13 protein-coding genes and 3 pseudogenes are annotated in these 14,287 nt (G+C 68.8%); 9 read left to right on the forward strand and 7 right to left on the reverse strand.

All coding sequences use genetic code 11. The features are described from left to right. Window positions 1-47: 47 nt before the first annotated feature. Together ACKTSN_RS00260 and ACKTSN_RS00265 are read right to left on the reverse strand one after the other, a co-directional pair. Window positions 48-917, reverse strand: coding sequence for a calcium-binding protein (locus tag ACKTSN_RS00260; protein WP_409467211.1), 870 nt, complete (start codon window positions 915-917; stop codon window positions 48-50). A 1,387-nt stretch (window positions 918-2,304) separates the two neighbouring features. Continuing rightward, window positions 2,305-3,588, reverse strand: coding sequence for an IS701 family transposase (locus tag ACKTSN_RS00265; protein ID WP_431197138.1), 1,284 nt, complete (start codon window positions 3,586-3,588; stop codon window positions 2,305-2,307). 149 nt (window positions 3,589-3,737) lie between these two features. Between ACKTSN_RS00265 and ACKTSN_RS00270 the strand changes: the two genes are divergently transcribed. The 3 genes and pseudogenes from ACKTSN_RS00270 to ACKTSN_RS00280 form a co-directional block, all read left to right on the forward strand. Further along, window positions 3,738-4,451 (forward strand): GntR family transcriptional regulator, encoded by a 714-nt coding sequence (locus ACKTSN_RS00270; protein WP_409467213.1) that lies wholly within the window; start codon window positions 3,738-3,740, stop codon window positions 4,449-4,451. 36 nt (window positions 4,452-4,487) lie between these two features. Further along, window positions 4,488-5,654: an NAD(P)/FAD-dependent oxidoreductase gene (locus tag ACKTSN_RS00275; protein ID WP_409467214.1), complete on the forward strand. Its 1,167-nt coding sequence runs from the start codon at window positions 4,488-4,490 to the stop codon at window positions 5,652-5,654. Window positions 5,655-6,058: 404 nt separating this feature from the next. Next, window positions 6,059-6,526: pseudogene (locus ACKTSN_RS00280) on the forward strand (ATP-dependent DNA ligase); the annotation flags it as partial. 52 nt (window positions 6,527-6,578) lie between these two features. Here ACKTSN_RS00280 and ACKTSN_RS00285 read toward each other — a convergent pair. Continuing rightward, a complete protein-coding gene (locus tag ACKTSN_RS00285; RefSeq protein ID WP_409467215.1) occupies window positions 6,579-6,701 on the reverse strand; it encodes a hypothetical protein in 123 nt (40 codons plus the stop codon). 194 nt (window positions 6,702-6,895) lie between these two features. On the opposite strand from ACKTSN_RS00285, the gene ACKTSN_RS00290 reads away from it, so the two are divergent. Beyond that, entirely contained in the window at window positions 6,896-7,207 is a 312-nt protein-coding gene (locus ACKTSN_RS00290) for a hypothetical protein (RefSeq protein WP_409467216.1), read from the forward strand. 237 nt (window positions 7,208-7,444) lie between these two features. Further along, window positions 7,445-8,335, forward strand: a complete 891-nt coding sequence (locus ACKTSN_RS00295; RefSeq protein WP_409467217.1) for an alpha/beta hydrolase — start codon at window positions 7,445-7,447, stop codon at window positions 8,333-8,335. On the opposite strand, the pseudogene ACKTSN_RS00300 reads toward ACKTSN_RS00295, so the two are convergent. Continuing rightward, window positions 8,332-8,514 (reverse strand): annotated as a pseudogene (locus tag ACKTSN_RS00300) (IS110 family transposase); the annotation flags it as partial. The gene ACKTSN_RS00295 and the pseudogene ACKTSN_RS00300 overlap by 4 nt on opposite strands. A 273-nt stretch (window positions 8,515-8,787) precedes the next feature. On the opposite strand from ACKTSN_RS00300, the gene ACKTSN_RS00305 reads away from it, so the two are divergent. Continuing rightward, window positions 8,788-9,609, forward strand: a complete 822-nt coding sequence (locus ACKTSN_RS00305; protein WP_409467177.1) for an IS5 family transposase — start codon at window positions 8,788-8,790, stop codon at window positions 9,607-9,609. Here ACKTSN_RS00305 and ACKTSN_RS00310 read toward each other — a convergent pair. Both ACKTSN_RS00310 and ACKTSN_RS00315 read right to left on the reverse strand, forming a co-directional pair. Beyond that, complete coding sequence (locus ACKTSN_RS00310; protein ID WP_409467176.1) at window positions 9,536-10,093, reverse strand: hypothetical protein; 558 nt, start codon at window positions 10,091-10,093, stop codon at window positions 9,536-9,538. The genes ACKTSN_RS00305 and ACKTSN_RS00310 overlap by 74 nt on opposite strands. A 118-nt stretch (window positions 10,094-10,211) precedes the next feature. Continuing rightward, window positions 10,212-11,210: pseudogene (locus tag ACKTSN_RS00315) on the reverse strand (IS110 family transposase); the annotation flags it as partial. 327 nt (window positions 11,211-11,537) lie between these two features. Here ACKTSN_RS00315 and ACKTSN_RS00320 point away from each other — a divergent pair. Further along, entirely contained in the window at window positions 11,538-12,089 is a 552-nt protein-coding gene (locus tag ACKTSN_RS00320) for a hypothetical protein (protein WP_409467218.1), read from the forward strand. Here ACKTSN_RS00320 and ACKTSN_RS00325 read toward each other — a convergent pair. Then, entirely contained in the window at window positions 12,037-12,993 is a 957-nt protein-coding gene (locus ACKTSN_RS00325; protein WP_409467219.1) for an IS5 family transposase, read from the reverse strand. The genes ACKTSN_RS00320 and ACKTSN_RS00325 overlap by 53 nt on opposite strands. Before the next feature lie 221 nt (window positions 12,994-13,214). Between ACKTSN_RS00325 and ACKTSN_RS00330 the strand changes: the two genes are divergently transcribed. Beyond that, entirely contained in the window at window positions 13,215-13,550 is a 336-nt protein-coding gene (locus ACKTSN_RS00330; RefSeq protein WP_409467220.1) for an ArsR/SmtB family transcription factor, read from the forward strand. Next, window positions 13,550-14,266, forward strand: coding sequence for a cation transporter (locus ACKTSN_RS00335; protein WP_409467221.1), 717 nt, complete (start codon window positions 13,550-13,552; stop codon window positions 14,264-14,266). Before ACKTSN_RS00330 ends, ACKTSN_RS00335 begins: the two co-directional genes overlap by 1 nt. The last annotated feature ends 21 nt before the right edge of the window (window positions 14,267-14,287 follow it).

Below are 14,287 nucleotides of genomic sequence, written 5' to 3' on the forward strand. Positions count from 1 at the left end.
CTTCCGGGGCCGGGCCGCATCGGTTGCTCATGGTGGTGCTTGCCGGATCAGGGGCGTACATCGACGTAGTCGCCGGTGGCCTTGGCCGGGCCGGTGGTGTTGGTGCCGGTGAAGTTCCAACGCCAGTAGCCGTCCTTGACTGCCTTGACCGTGGTGCGCAGGGTGCCGGTGTTGCTGGTGTTCACCGTGGCCACCGTGGTGTAGGTGCTGCTGCCCTTCGGGCGGAACTGCAGTTTCACAGCCTGGCCCGCGTATCCCGCATACCGGTAGGTGTCCCAGTTGGCCCGCACGAGCTTGCCGGTGACGGTGATACGAGCGCCCTTGGCCACCGGCTCCGGTGAGGCGTTGACCGTCAGCCGCGCGGCACGCTTGAGTCCGAACGACCCCACGCCGGGGACAAAAACGGAATCGCCGTCGTTGGCGTCGACCAAGGCGTCGACCGACCATGTTCCCGCGTTGGCGTTGGCCAGGTCCACCGGATCGTCGCTGCCCGGGGCCGGGTGGGCGTTGACGGTGAACACCGTCGTGCATGCCGTCGCGGTCTCGCAGAACGCATCGGTGGTGTAGAAACCGCCGTGCGGCCCCTTCAGATCCACATCGGCGAAAGACAGGCCGGAGTCATCCGATCCGGTGACCGTGACCGGGAACACCACGTTGTGCGTGACACCCACGATGACGTCATGTCCGGAGTTGATGGTGGCACCGCTGACCACCGGGTCGCTGGGCGCGGTATCGGACGCGGCATCGGCCGAGGCCCCGACCCCCGCCAGCAGAACGGCGACGGCCCCCACCACGACACCGCGGCGTGTCGCGCGACCGACGGGCGTGCGCCGTAGGGCACGTGCGGCGGCGACGGGCGGGGCGATGTCGCGCCCGGCACCTCGCCTGTCGCTAGGTGGTGCGGCGAAGCGGCTCATGAATCCTCCCAGGGATGACAGGCACTGCTGCGAACCCACGAGCGACAGCAGTTGGCGGCGAACGCGGGCGACGGATGTGTGTCACTCCCTACGACTGCCGAACCGGCCCGATCGTTGCCCCGGCCGGGGCGGGAAACGACCCGCCACCCGCCACGGGAGTCGGACAGTAGACGGACAAGACGACGGGACCAGCACCGCTTCACGAGTGACCAGGCATCGGCGGCGCCGAAGTCCCGCTGGAGCCCGTGCAATCGCGAGGGTTTGCAGGTCTGTCGTCACAAACGGGCGTTTCGGTAGTCGGCCAGATTCACCCACCGAGTGCGAGAACGCCCCGCGTACGGGGTCAGGAGCGGGGTAGTGGGTGCGGCGGGAAGGAGGGCCGCGGCCGCTCTGACGGTCGCCGGGAGGGAGTCGTGGACGAACCTGCTCCGTGTGCCCGCCACGCAATCCCGGACACACGCCCGCGAAGCAACAGCGGCGGGCCAGCACGTCACGCAGTCGGCGTGCGCGGATCGGCTGACCGGGGCCACAGCGCCCGGCGCCCACAGAGCCCGGTGGAAGACGTCGATCATGCCCTCGACCTGGTCGCTGCCGGAGCCAATGCTCGCCACTCCCACCGCGGATCCCGGGCTTGCGCCGAATCACGCGGCAGAGCCGAAGTTATGAGCAGGGTTTGTTCTTGTCCGCTGTCCGAGACAGAGCGCGAGCTGGGCCTTTCGGATTCGGTACGGCAGGAGTTGGCCGCTGCAGCACGCGGCGGCGTCGGGACACGGTCGGCCGCGTCCAACGGTGCGTCACACCTCGGACCAGACCTCGGCCTTCCCGTCCAATCCGGCGCGCTTCCCTCGGCCGCCGCGAAAGCGCGGTTGCGGGGACGAAGGACCCACCGGACCAGGTGATCAGGACCTCGTTGATCGGCAGCCCGGGCGCGTTGCACCGGCTGCCAATCCGGTCCTGTTGGCACCGGCTTCTTCTCAGGCGGGTGGCTGATGTATGGCTCCTCGGCGAACCAGCTATTGACCGGTCAATTCGCCGATTGTACGGTCTAGTTGTGCGGCGCTGCTCGCCGCGCAGTCAGGCGGGAGACCGACATGACGAATCAGGCAAGGCCCCCTGGCACTCGACTGCTGGCTGAAAAGGATCTCCACCGTCGGTACGGCGGCGGCCGCGCCGGGGGCCCTGCGCGTCCTGCGCGAATCGGCGGAGGCGGGTCCGGTCACCCGTCATCGGCGTTCCGGAACGCTCCCAAGGAACCCGCGCCGGCTCGTCTCCGGGGGCACAGCGCCCCGCCAACAAGGCGCGGACGCCGAGGAACTGGCTGGTCAACTCACTGTTACCAGTCAATTGACCGAATGTACGGTCTAATACTCCAGTGTGGTTTCGTGATCTATCCAGTGGGTTCGTCGACGGTCCGTCGTCGGTAGTGGCTGCGTCGGGCTGTTGCCTGGTGGCGTCTGCGCCAGTTGGACCAGTGCAGCAGCCTGGCCGCTGTTACGGCCGGTGGGTGGAAGACGGCGGTGAGCAGGTGGCGGATTTCCGGGACGGTCAGGGTGATCGGATCGCGGCTGCGGGCGGGGTGGTGTGCATCGGCGGGCGGTTCGGGGGCCGAGTCGACGGCGAGGGCGGTCAGGAAGGCCAGGGCAAGCATGGCGAGCGTGATGTGCCGGTGCCACGAGGTCCAGTGCCGGACCTGGTAGTGGTCGAGTCCGGCCTGGCTCTTGGCGGCCTGGAAGCACTCCTCGACGCTCCAACGGACACCGGCGACGCGGACCAGTTCGGACAGGGGCACCTCGGTGGGTGACCAGCACAGGTAGAAGGCGAGTTCGCCGGTGGACCGGTTGCGTCGGATGAGTAGGTGCCGATGGCTGCCGGTGTCGATGTGGAGCCAGGCCCAGTCGTAGTAACGCGGGCCTTTCGCGCCGTTTCCGGCGCTCTGACGGTGCCAGGCTGTGGCGGGCAGGCGGCCGGCGACGGTATCCGCGCGGGCGGGGGTGCGGCCGTGGTTGATCCTCACCCGGGTCGAGCAGGCGACGGCCATCACGTAGCCGATGCCGCGTGCCTCGAGGGCGGCGCGGAGCCGGGGGTCCTGGCCGTAGGCTTCGTCGCCGGTCACCCAGGAGGCGGTGATCCCGGCGTCCAGCGCGGCTGTGATCATCTCTTCGGCCAGACGGGGCTTGGTGGCGAACTGCACCGTGTCGGGTATCCCGGCCGCGTTGCGGCGTTCGGGATCAGTGCACCAGGACTGCTGTGGGAGGTAGAGCCGTCGGTCGATCAGGGCCCGTCCCCGGCTGGTGGCCAGGGCGAGGAACACGCCGACCTGGGCGTTCTCGATGCGTCCTGCGGTGCCGGTGTACTGCCGCTGTACCCCTGCCGAGGATCGGCCCTTCTTCACAAAGCCGGTCTCGTCGACAACGAGAACACCGCCGTCGGCGCCGAGGTGTTCGGCGGCATAGGCACGCAGGTCGTCGCGGACGGCATCGGCGTCCCAGCGGGCGTAACGCAGCAGACGTTGCATCGGCCCGGGCCGCGTATGGCCCGCCTGTTCGGCCAGCTGCCAGCAGTTCTTCCGTTCGACGCTCGACAGCAGCCCGAGCAGGTAAGCGCGGGCTGCGGCCCGGGGCTCAACTCGCCTGTATCTGCCTGCGATCCGGGTCATGACCTGGTCGAACATCGCTCGCCAGCGGGCAGGGTCTACGCTATGGCCCGCGGCCACCGCACGATCTTCAGGAGTCCACACAACCCCCGATGATCACGCGGTGGCCGTACCCATTCCCAGCCGGCCCTGACGCAAGATCACGAAGCCAGACTGGAGTACTAAGCATGACCGTCCCGCTTTACGTGCAGATCAGGCGAGAGATCGAAGCGAAGATCCGGGCCGGGGGTCTGCCCCCTGGCGCGCGGCTGCCAACCGAGAAGGACCTCTCCACCCAGTACGGCGTCAGCCGTGCCACGGCCCAACGGGTCCTCAACGACCTGGCGGAGGCGGGACTGGCGATCCGCCAGCGGCGCCACGGAACGTTTGTCGCGGACGTGACGCGGCAGATCAATCTGCTCAACTTCGTCACCCCCGCAGCAGCCGCAAAGGGCGCACCGGGCAGACACGAAGTCGTTTCCGCACGGATCGTCAGGGCCGCCGACGCCGTCCTGGCACTCCCCGGTTCCTCAGCCGACACGGCCGTAGTGGAACTGGTCCGCCGCAAGCTCGACATACGCGAGGAGCCACAGTCCGTCGAGCGGCACGTCGTTCTCTTCGCAGTTGCCCCCGACCTACTGAACGAGAACCTCGAAGACCTCGTCACCCTCCCGTATCTCCAGCGCAGAGGAGTACCGATCGACACGATCCGGGTCTACCTCGACCCGGTGACCCTCGATGAGCACGACGCCACATTGCTGCGCAGCGAGATCGGAACGCCTGCGCTGATGAGGCGCAGGGAGTTGCGTGCCGACGACGGAAGCACCGTCGAGGTGGTCACGACCATCGTCCGTCCGGGAACCGCCGAGTTCTTCCTGGAGCTTCCCGTCCCGGCCATATGAGCAGCGTATCGCTGCCAGAAAGGAAGTGCGCAAACAATGAAGGTCATCATCATCGGTGCCGGCGTGCTGGGCGTGAGCGTCGCGAGGCAGCTTGCCGTCGCCGGAGAAGACGTTCTCCTGCTCGATCAGTGGGGAGCCGGCACCGGTACGACCGCGACCACCTTCGCCTGGACCAACTCCAGCCGGAAACCGGACCCGGACTACCACCGGCTGAACCTCGCAGGGATGGAGGAGCACGCCAGGCTCGCCGAGCAACTGCGCGGCGCGCCGTCGTACTTCCCCAGCGGGGCGCTGCAGTGGGCGGACGCCGCCAGCGAGCAGTGGCTCGCCGGCAACGTGGAACGACTGCAGTCCCTGGGCTACCCCGCACACTGGGTCACGCCTGACGAAGCAACGCGGATCGCGGGCGACCTCCGGATCCCGGCGACCATAACGTCCATCGCGCACTTCCCCAGCGAGGGATACGTTCTGCCGGATCTCTTCGTGGGCAACTTACTGGCGGACGCCGAGCAGCACGGAGCCACGTGCGCGATCGGCGAGGTCGTGGCCATCGACGACAGGCCTGATGGAGTGTCCGTCACCCTGGCCGGAGGCGAGATCTGCAGCGGCGATCGAGTCGTCCTGGCGGCAGGCCGCTGGACAGAAAGGCTCGCCGCACAGGCCGGGATCGACGTTCCCTTGGTGACGGATGCCGGTCGCGGAGCGCAGACCGTCGGTTTGCTCGGGTACGCCAGGTCACCGGAACTCGACCTGCGCTGTGTGATCCACAGCCCCGGCCTCAATCTCCGCCCTGCGGCCGGTGGACATGCCGTCCTGCAGGCTCTCGATCTCAACGCTGACGTCGATCCGGAAGACCCTCCGTCCGCAAACGGGGACATCGCGAGCACCCTCGCTCGGCGGTTCTCTGCGCTGCTGCCCGACCCGAGCCGGGCACCGAAGATCGACCTGCGTGTCGGCTTGCGGTCACTGCCCGCGGACGGCCACCCCATCGTCGGCTATGCCTCCGCGCAGTCCCGCGTCTACTGCCTCGTCTCGCACAGCGGGGTCACCTTGGCGCCGATTCTGGGACACCTGGTCGCGACCGAGATCACAACTGATCAGGAACAGGACCTCCTGCGGGCCTTCCGGCCCACCCGATTCACCGGCATACAACGCTCGGACACCGAGGTGGATCAACACGCCACCAGTCTGGGTGAGCAGTAGCCGACAGCCCCACCGCGATTCCCGGCAGACCTGATGGCATGACAGCAGCAGACACCCGCGACACCGCGCGGAGGACGTTGATCCGTCTCCGGGAACGCTGGAGCCATCTCGGTGCCGCGCCTTCACGGAAAGGACGCCGGCAACACGCCAGAAGTAGCGGTTCAGTTCCACGTCACAGTCGCCCGCGGGACTGATCAGGAACGGCTGCCCCTCGGGTACGCCCAAGTCGTTCAACCGCTGATCAAGACCAACAAACAGCGCACTGAACTCCCGCATGAACGGGGTCACTTCCTGCGGCCACACCAGGTCTCGGCGAGTGAAGTGCACCCGCCATCCCGTGATCGACATGGCGCTGGACAATGGCTCCTGGACAGCTCAACAGCGCATAACCCAAGTGGGACGGCTACCGTGCCCGGCTCGCCGTGTACGCGGGCGGGCGGGTGCTGCTGCGCTCACGGCGCGGCACGGACATGACGGCCTCGTTCCCCCAGATCCGCGCGGCCTCCCTCGCGCGGGTACCGGCGGACACCGGGCTCGATGGCGAGCTGGTGGTGCGGGAGCGGGACCGGCCGGCGTTCGAGCGGCCGCAACAACGGCTCGCCCGGCGCGGGGCAGCTGCCGCTCAGGCGGCCCGGGAGTGGCCGGCGCACTTCGTGGCCTTCGACCTGGTCCACGCGGGCGCCGACCTCACTGGCCGGCCGTACGCCCGGCGCCGTGCGGCGTTGGAGCCGCTGTTCGCTGAGCGCGGCCTGACGGCGCCGTGGGTGCTGTGCCCGTCGACCACCGCCCCGGCCCTGGCGCGGGAGTGGCCGGAGTGGACGGCGGCCGGGGTGGAGGGATTGTTGTGGCCAGACTCTCTGTTTGACCGTTGACCTCTCAGGACTGTGTGCTCTGCGGCGTCAAGGGGAATTCGAGCTGCTGTAGCTATCGGTCGATGGCGGGGCTTGCGTCGTTGACTTCTTCGCCGCGGACGGCGAGTCCGGGGGCGAGAGGGGCGCTGGGACAGGCCGTGCTGTAGTCACGTTCGGTGGTACCCAGGCCGTTCATGGCGTGGATCGTGAACCGGGCGACGGTTTTGCCGTGGAAAACGCCGCCGTGCGCTGAGGCGCCCGGGCCAGCCGCTCTGGCTGACGGTGCGGCCCAGGCATCGCCGGCCGCTGCACCCTTGAGGAACCGTTCGACCTCGTTGGCGACGCCGGTTTCACTGTCGAGGCGCCGACGCCGACACGGGTGGAGCCCTCATGGGGGCTTCCACCCTGGTCCTGCGGCTCGGACTGGCCCGCAGTCTCAACGGCCAGGCCCGCCACGAGGAGGCTCTCGCCGAGGCGGAGCACGCGGACGAGCCGCGCCGCAGCCTGCCCGAGGAGCAGCGCCGCGCGGAGACCGGCGCCGTCGAGCTGGCTGTGGCCACCGCCCTCCTGGGGCTGGGCCGTGGTATCGAGGCCCACCCCCGGGCCGCGGCCGCCCACGACGCCTGCCTGGCCGCCTTCGGCCCGGACCACTGCCGCACCGCCGAGGCCCGGGCGCTGCTCGACCGCATCGACGGCGCTTGACCGGGCGCGCCGCGCCGACGGTGACGCTCACCTGTGGCTGAGCACTTCAGCCGACCAGTGAGCGCGGTGCTCCCACTGCGACAAGAGGAGTGGAAGCCCCCGGAGGGAGCTGGCGACGCAGGTCAGAAGTCTGCACGCGAGCTACGGGCCAACTACGACGCTCAGCCGGGCCAACTAAAGCGCTCACTGGCTTCCCAATGGAGAAGTCAAGCCGTGTGGGGGCAGTCATAAACCCCGTTGAGGCCGTTCGTGATCTCTCCTAGGTTGGCCCACGTGACGATCGAGGTGCCCTACCAGCCGCTTCCGATTCACCAGTCAGACGTGCGCTATGCCCATGGCCCCGACTCCGCCGTGCAGCCAGGCGTACCGGCTGGCGAGACGATCGAGTTCGACTGCAGCGACAGCGCGATCTACCCGGGGACGTCACGGAAGTTCTGGGTGCATGTGCCCGCGCGGTACCACCCCTCGGAGCCGACGTCGCTGATGGTGTTCCAGGACGGATGGTGGTACCTGGACCCTGAAGGAGAGGTCCGCGGCGCGATCGTTCTGGACAATCTCGTCCACCGCGGTGACATCCCGGTCACCATCGGCGTGTTCGTCGACCCGGGTGTCTTCCCCGACGCTGAGGATCCGAAGAACCGCAACACCGAGTACGACGCCTACGACGATCGGTACGTCAGCTTTCTCCTGACAGAGATCATCCCTGAGGTCACGAAGCACTACTCGATCGCCGAGGACCCCGGCCGGTGGGGCATCTGTGGTGGCAGTAGCGGCGGGAACTGCGCCTTTACCGCAGCCTGGCTGCGCCCGGACAAATTCCGCCGGGTGATCGGGTACTTGTCCAGCTTCACGCAGATGCCAGGCGGCAACCCATACCCCGAACTCATCCCCCGTTTCCCTCGCAAGCCGCTGCGCATCTTCATGCAAGCGGGCCATCGTGACCTGCGCTGGAACGAGCCCGAGGCAAACTGGCTCGCCAACAACCTGCGCGTCGCGGCCGCGCTCGCAGAAGCCGGCTACGACTTCCGCCTTGTCCTGGACGATGGCGGCCACAGCCCCAACCACGGCGGTGTCCTGCTTCCCGATGCCCTCCGCTGGCTGTGGCGGTCGGACGATCACCCGGACTAACCGGTGGGCTGAGGCGCGGCGACTTCGTAGAGGCGACCGTCCCGGATCAGGGCCCACAAGACGTTCACTCTGCGCCGGGCGAGGGCGATTACGGCCTGGAAATGGCGTTTGCCCTCGGCGTGCTTGCGGTCGTAATACGTCCGGGAGTTGGGGTCGTAGCGCACGCTCATCAGGGCGGACATGTAAGAAGCCGTATCTCTATCGATCGTGAGGGCGGTTCTGATCGAACACGGTGCTTGGTCGGGTGATCTCGGCCGGGTGGATGCATGAGTACAGGGCCCCTTGGTAGCTCGGGTTTGCGACCACTCGAGTGCCAGGAGGCCCTGTTGTTCCAGTCTTGCGTGACGGTCCCCGTCTCGTCCAACTCCCGGGTTTCGGCGTGTGATTGTCTCGCGCACAGGTTCGGAAACGCGGCCGACCGCCCGGAGAGGGTGCCGGTGTATCCGTCGGACATGACGGACGCGGAGTGGGCAGTGGTGCGGGACGCGATGCCGGTGCCGGCCTGGCTGGAGGGCCGCGGCGGGCAGCCGGAGGGCTACTGCCACCGCGTGATGCTGGATGCGATCCGGTACGTCACCGACAACGGCATCAAGTGGCGCTCTATGCCAGCCGACTTCCCTGCCTGGGACCGGGTGTATGCCTTCTTCCGCAGGTGGCGGGAGCACGGCCTGGTCAAGGAGTTCCACGACCGGCTGCGCGGCCGGGCCCGCGAGGCCGAGGGCCGCGAGGCGGAGCCGACCGCGGCGGTCATCGACTCGCAGTCGGTCAAGGGCGCCGCTTCGGTGCCCGCCGCCACGCGCGGCTATGACGGCGGCAAGAAGGTCAACGGAAGGCGCCGGCACGTCATCACGGACTGCCTGGGCCTGCTGCTGATGGTGCTGGTGTGTGCCGCCGACGTCACCGACCGTCAGGCCGCCCGCGTCATGCTGCCCCGCCTGCGGGCACGGTTCCACAAGATCACGCTGGTGTGGGCCGACGGCGGCTACACCGGCCACCTGGTCGCCTGGGCGAAGGAGAAACTCCAGCTCACGCTGCAGATCGTCAAACGCAGCGATGACATGAAGGGGTTCGTGGTACTCCCGAGACGCTGGGTAGTAGAACGCACGCTGGGGTGGCTGATGCGCTCGCGCCGCCTGGTGCGGGACTTCGAGACACTGCCCGCCAGCAGCGAGGCGTTCATCTACTTCTCGCAGGCCATGCTCATGAGCCGGCGCCTCGCCCGCCCGGCTTCCCGGCGGCGGCCCGAACAGTCGCGGTGGGCCGCCGCGGCGTGAACCGTCCGGACGGCGACACGGCCAGCCAGCCCCGCTCGGCCAGGCGCCTCGCCTTGGACCGCACCCCCTCGATCTTCGCCGGCACCAACTCCAGCTCCAGCCCGGACGCGATCTCCTTCGCCGACACCCCCTCACCGCCTTCCGGACCGGACTCCACCAGCTCCACGATCCGCCGGTAATCCGGCGCGAGCGCCTCCACCGTCATCCCGTCCGCGAAGTGCGACACGATCGACCCCGCGACCGGGACCCTCACCACTTTGGCCACCGGCACCGGCTCCGGCGCCTCCTCCACGGCCGCATCCACCGCATCACCGGGGGCGGCCAGGGCCTCGGCCAGCTCCACACGAGCGATCGCCCGACGTTCCAACACCGCCTCGGCCACGGCGAGTTCAGACAGGATCCGGTCCGCCTCCGCCTGAAGCTCCTCCACCCGCACCCGGGCAGCGGCCTCCCGCTCCTCCAGCAAACCCATCACCGACGCCACCGGCCACCTCCGCATCGTCGAGGACGAACTGATCGCCCGAACGCTCCCACAACGACGCCGGAACCATGCCGGAGCAGCGGAAACTCAGTGATCACATCCGGTAAGACAACGGCTTCTAAAAGACGCGCTGGATACCCCGGTGGTAGTGGCGCGGCCGGTGCAGGTTGCCGTTCCGCTTCCCGGAATCGTGCGGTGCCGGAGCCAGGCCAGCGAATGCCGCGAGCCCGTCCGGACTGGCGAAGTCCGAGAGGTCGTTGCCGATCGCGGCGAGGAACTCGGCACCCAGCAGCGGACCGATGCCGGGCATGCTGGCCACGATCTCGGCGAGCTCGTGCGTCCGGAACCTGGCCTCGATGAGCCGGTCGACCTCGGTGACCTTCTCGTTGAGGGTCTGGACCTCCTCGGCGAGCGTCCGAACGAGCTGGGCGATCACAGTTTCGCCGGGAACGGCGGTGTGCTGCCGCTCTGCGGCCACCACAGCCTTCTTCGCAAGCTCGTGTGGACTGCGGACGCCACGCGTGCGCAGCCATCGGGTGAGCCGCCCGATCCCGAGGCGCCGGATGGCGGCTGGCGTCTGGTAGCCGGCCAGCAGGACGAGCGGTCCGGCACTGGTCAGGGCGAGCGCGCGTTCCAGCGCAGGGAACATGCCAGTCAGGGCGGAGCGCAGCCGGTTGATGGACCGGGTGCGGTCGCGGACGAGGTCGGCGCGGCGGTTCGTCAGGAGCCGGAGCTCGATGATGGCCTCGTCACTGGGCCTCAGTTCCTGGAGGTCCCGGCGGATCCGAGCCTGGTCGGCGATGACGAACGCGTCGCGTGCGTCGGTCTTGCCCTCGCCCCGGTAGCCGTCGCTGGCCCGGTTGACCACGCGGCCGGGAATGTAGAGGACCTCTTGCCCGTGGTTGACGAGTAGGGCGAGTAAGAGGGCGGGTTCACCGCCGGCCATGTCCACGGCCCAGGTCACCTGGTCGCCGAGGGCAAGTACGGCGGCAAGGAGCTGGAGGAGTTCCGATTCGTCGTTGGCGACGCGGCGAGACAGTAGCCTTTCGCCGCTCTCGTTGAGTACTACGCAGTGGTGGTGGGTCTTGCCGCTGTCGATACCGGCCCAGATCCGGTTCATCGTGCTCCAGACGATCGTCTCTGCAGGGTCCAAGCCACAGACGACCTCGTCGGCATGGCCTTGCACAGCGATCTTGCTCGCACTTCCCAATCTGGCGGCCGGGTCGTCGTGGGGCGCAGGGCGGCCAAGCCACTGCAGCCACGGACGGCAGCCAACTAAAAGCCACACCCGGCACCTCTGGGCGGCCCAACCCTACGAACGGCTCGGCCATCCCGTCCCTGGAACGTAAGAAGCCGTCTCTCAACCGAACGTGATCGGTTGATCCTTGCTGGTCAGGAATGGTTTCGCTCGGGGTGAGGGAGGGATGCGGCGTCTTGTGTCCGCTTCATGACCGAGGGGTGCGCGGTGGCGTCGGTGCTGGGAATGCTGGAGGAGCGGGAGGCGGCTGCCCGTGTGCGGGTGGAGGGTCTGCGGGAGGAAGCCGCTCGGCTGGCTGAGGTGTTGGAGGCCGCGGAGATCGAGCTGGACCGGCGGGTGATCGCGCGGGAGGAGCTGCTCGAGGCCCTGGCTGTGTCTGCGGCCGAGTCCACTGCGGTGACGGAGAGCGGGGCGGAGCAGGAAAGGGCGCCATCGACCGTGCCGGTGCCGGGCTCGACGGTGCCGCCGTGGCGGGACGGGCTGCCGGTGACGGTGCTGGCGCCGGACTATCAGCGGATTCTGGGCGTGCTGGAGGAGCGGCGCTCAGCGGGCGAGGGACCGGCGAAGGCCAAGGAGGTCGCGGTTCAGCTGGGCCTGGGGACGACACCGGCGAAGGTCGAGGGGGTGCGCTCGAAGGCCAGGCGCCTGGCGGAGCGCGGGTGGCTGCTGCAGGAGACGTCGGGAGCGTTCAGCGCCGGCCGGCGGCCCGTGGCCGCGCCAGGCGCCGGCTCATCCGCGTGACCATCGACCACCGGATCATCGCCTCGCTGGAAGCGGGCAGCGTCTCGTAATCTCTCGCCAGACGGCGGGAGTTCATCAGCCAGGCGAACGTGCGCTCCGCCACCCAGCGTCTGGGGAGCACCACGAACCCTGTCATGTCGTCGGTGCGCTTGACGATCTCCAAGGTCAGGGCGAGTTTGTCCCGGCACCAGTCGACGAGGCCGCCGGTGTAGCCTCCGTCGGCCCAGACCAGGGTGATGTCGCGGTGCAGGCGGCGCAGCCGTCTCAGCAGGCCGGCCGCGGCGTCGCGGTCGCCGATGTTCGCGGCGGTGACCGCGACGACCAGGAGCAGGCCGAGGCAGTCGGTCACGATGTGCCGTTTGCGGCCCGGCACCTTCTTCCCGCCGTCGTAGCCGCGTGAGGAGGCCGGCACCGTCGCGGCGGCCCGCACCGACTGCGCGTCGATGATCCCCGCCGTGGGCTCGGCCTGGCGGCCCTCGCGTTCACGGACCCTCCCGCGCAGCCGGTCATGGAACTCGGCGATCAGCCCGTGCTCGCGCCAACGGCGGAAGAAGGCGTAAACCCGGCCCCATGCGGGGAAGTCCGCGGGCATCGCCCGCCACGAGATCCCGCCCGCGACCAAATAGCGGATCGCGTCCAGCATCTGGCGGTGGCAATACCCCTCGGGCTGCCCGCCTCTGCCTTGGAGCCAGGCCGGCACCGGCAGCAACGGCCGGATGGCCGCCCACTCCGCGTCCGTCATGTCCGACGGATACCGGCGCACCCGATCGGGATGATCGGCCGCGTTGCCGTACACGTGCGCGAGGCAATCGCACGACACGGCGGGCGAGTTGAAGTGGGCGGGCTCGGGCGCGTACAACAACGACAACAGGGCCTCCGGGAACCGCTCGGATTGGGGTCGCACCCCCGAGCTACCAGGAGGCCCTGCCTTCATGCGCGTACGGCCGGAAGATCACCCGACCAGGAACTCCGTTCGATCTGCACGTTCCAAGATCGGTTGAGAGACGGCTTCTAAGGCCAACTGAACCGCTCAGTCACATCAGGGATAGATGGATAGATGGCCATGCGCAGTGAGAGTTACCATCCACGACTTCCTGAATTCAGGATTACGTGTATCGTCATAGTGTGCTGACTGTTGCCACGGACATCGACGTGCTGGTCCGGTTCGGCCGCGCGCTCGCCGATCCGATCCGCTGCCGCATCCTGCTCGCCCTGCGCGAAGCCCCGACCTACCCCGCCGATCTTGCCGACGCGCTCGGCGTCTCTCGCACCCGGCTGTCGAACCACCTTGCCTGTTTGCGCGACTGCGGTCTTGTCGTCGCGGTGCCCGACGGCCGCCGTACCCGCTACGAGCTGGCCGACGAACGCCTCGGGCATGCACTCGACGACCTGCGGACCGCCGTGGTGGCCGTCGAGGCCGACCGCACGTGCGTCGACGCCGACGACAAGGGCTGCTGCTGATGACCGCGATATCCATCGGGCCGTCCCCAGCCCGCCGCGACGCCCTCTCCCGCCGGATACGCCTGCTGGTCGCCGCGACCATCACCTACAACGTCATCGAGGCGGGCGTCGCCCTCACCGCCGGTACCCTCGCCTCCTCCACTGCACTGATCGGCTTCGGCCTGGACTCCGTCGTCGAGGTCTCCTCGGCCGCCGCGGTCGCCTGGCAGTTCTCCGCACGCGAGCACGCCATACGCGAGGCCCGCGAGAAGACCACCCTGCGCATCATCGCGCTGTCGTTCTTCGCGCTCGCCGCCTACGTCATGGTTGACGCCGCCCGCGCCCTGGCCGGCATCGGCGAGGCCGAACAGTCCCTCCCCGGCATCGTGCTTGCCGCCCTGTCCCTGTCGGTGATGCCGTTCCTGTCCGCCGCCCAACGCCGCGCGGGCCGCGAACTCGGCTCCGCCGCGGCGGTCGCCGACTCCAAGCAGACCCTGCTGTGCACGTATCTCTCGGCTGCCCTCCTGGTGGGCCTGGTCCTCAACGCCACTCTCGGCTGGTCTTGGGCCGACCCGATCGCCGCGCTCGTTATCGCCGCCGTCGCCGTGAAGGAAGGCCGCGACGCGTGGCAGGGCAAGGGCTGCTGCGCTCCCCCTGCCGCTGGCGTGGTCCCGGCAGCCGAGGGTGAGGCGCACGGTGCTTGCGCCTGCCGCCCTGGCTGCGACTGCTGCAATTGACCGTCCAAGGACGCCGACCAG

Origin of the sequence: Streptomyces flavusporus, assembly GCF_046267975.1 — a bacterium.
GTDB lineage: Bacteria > Actinomycetota > Actinomycetes > Streptomycetales > Streptomycetaceae > Streptomyces > Streptomyces flavusporus.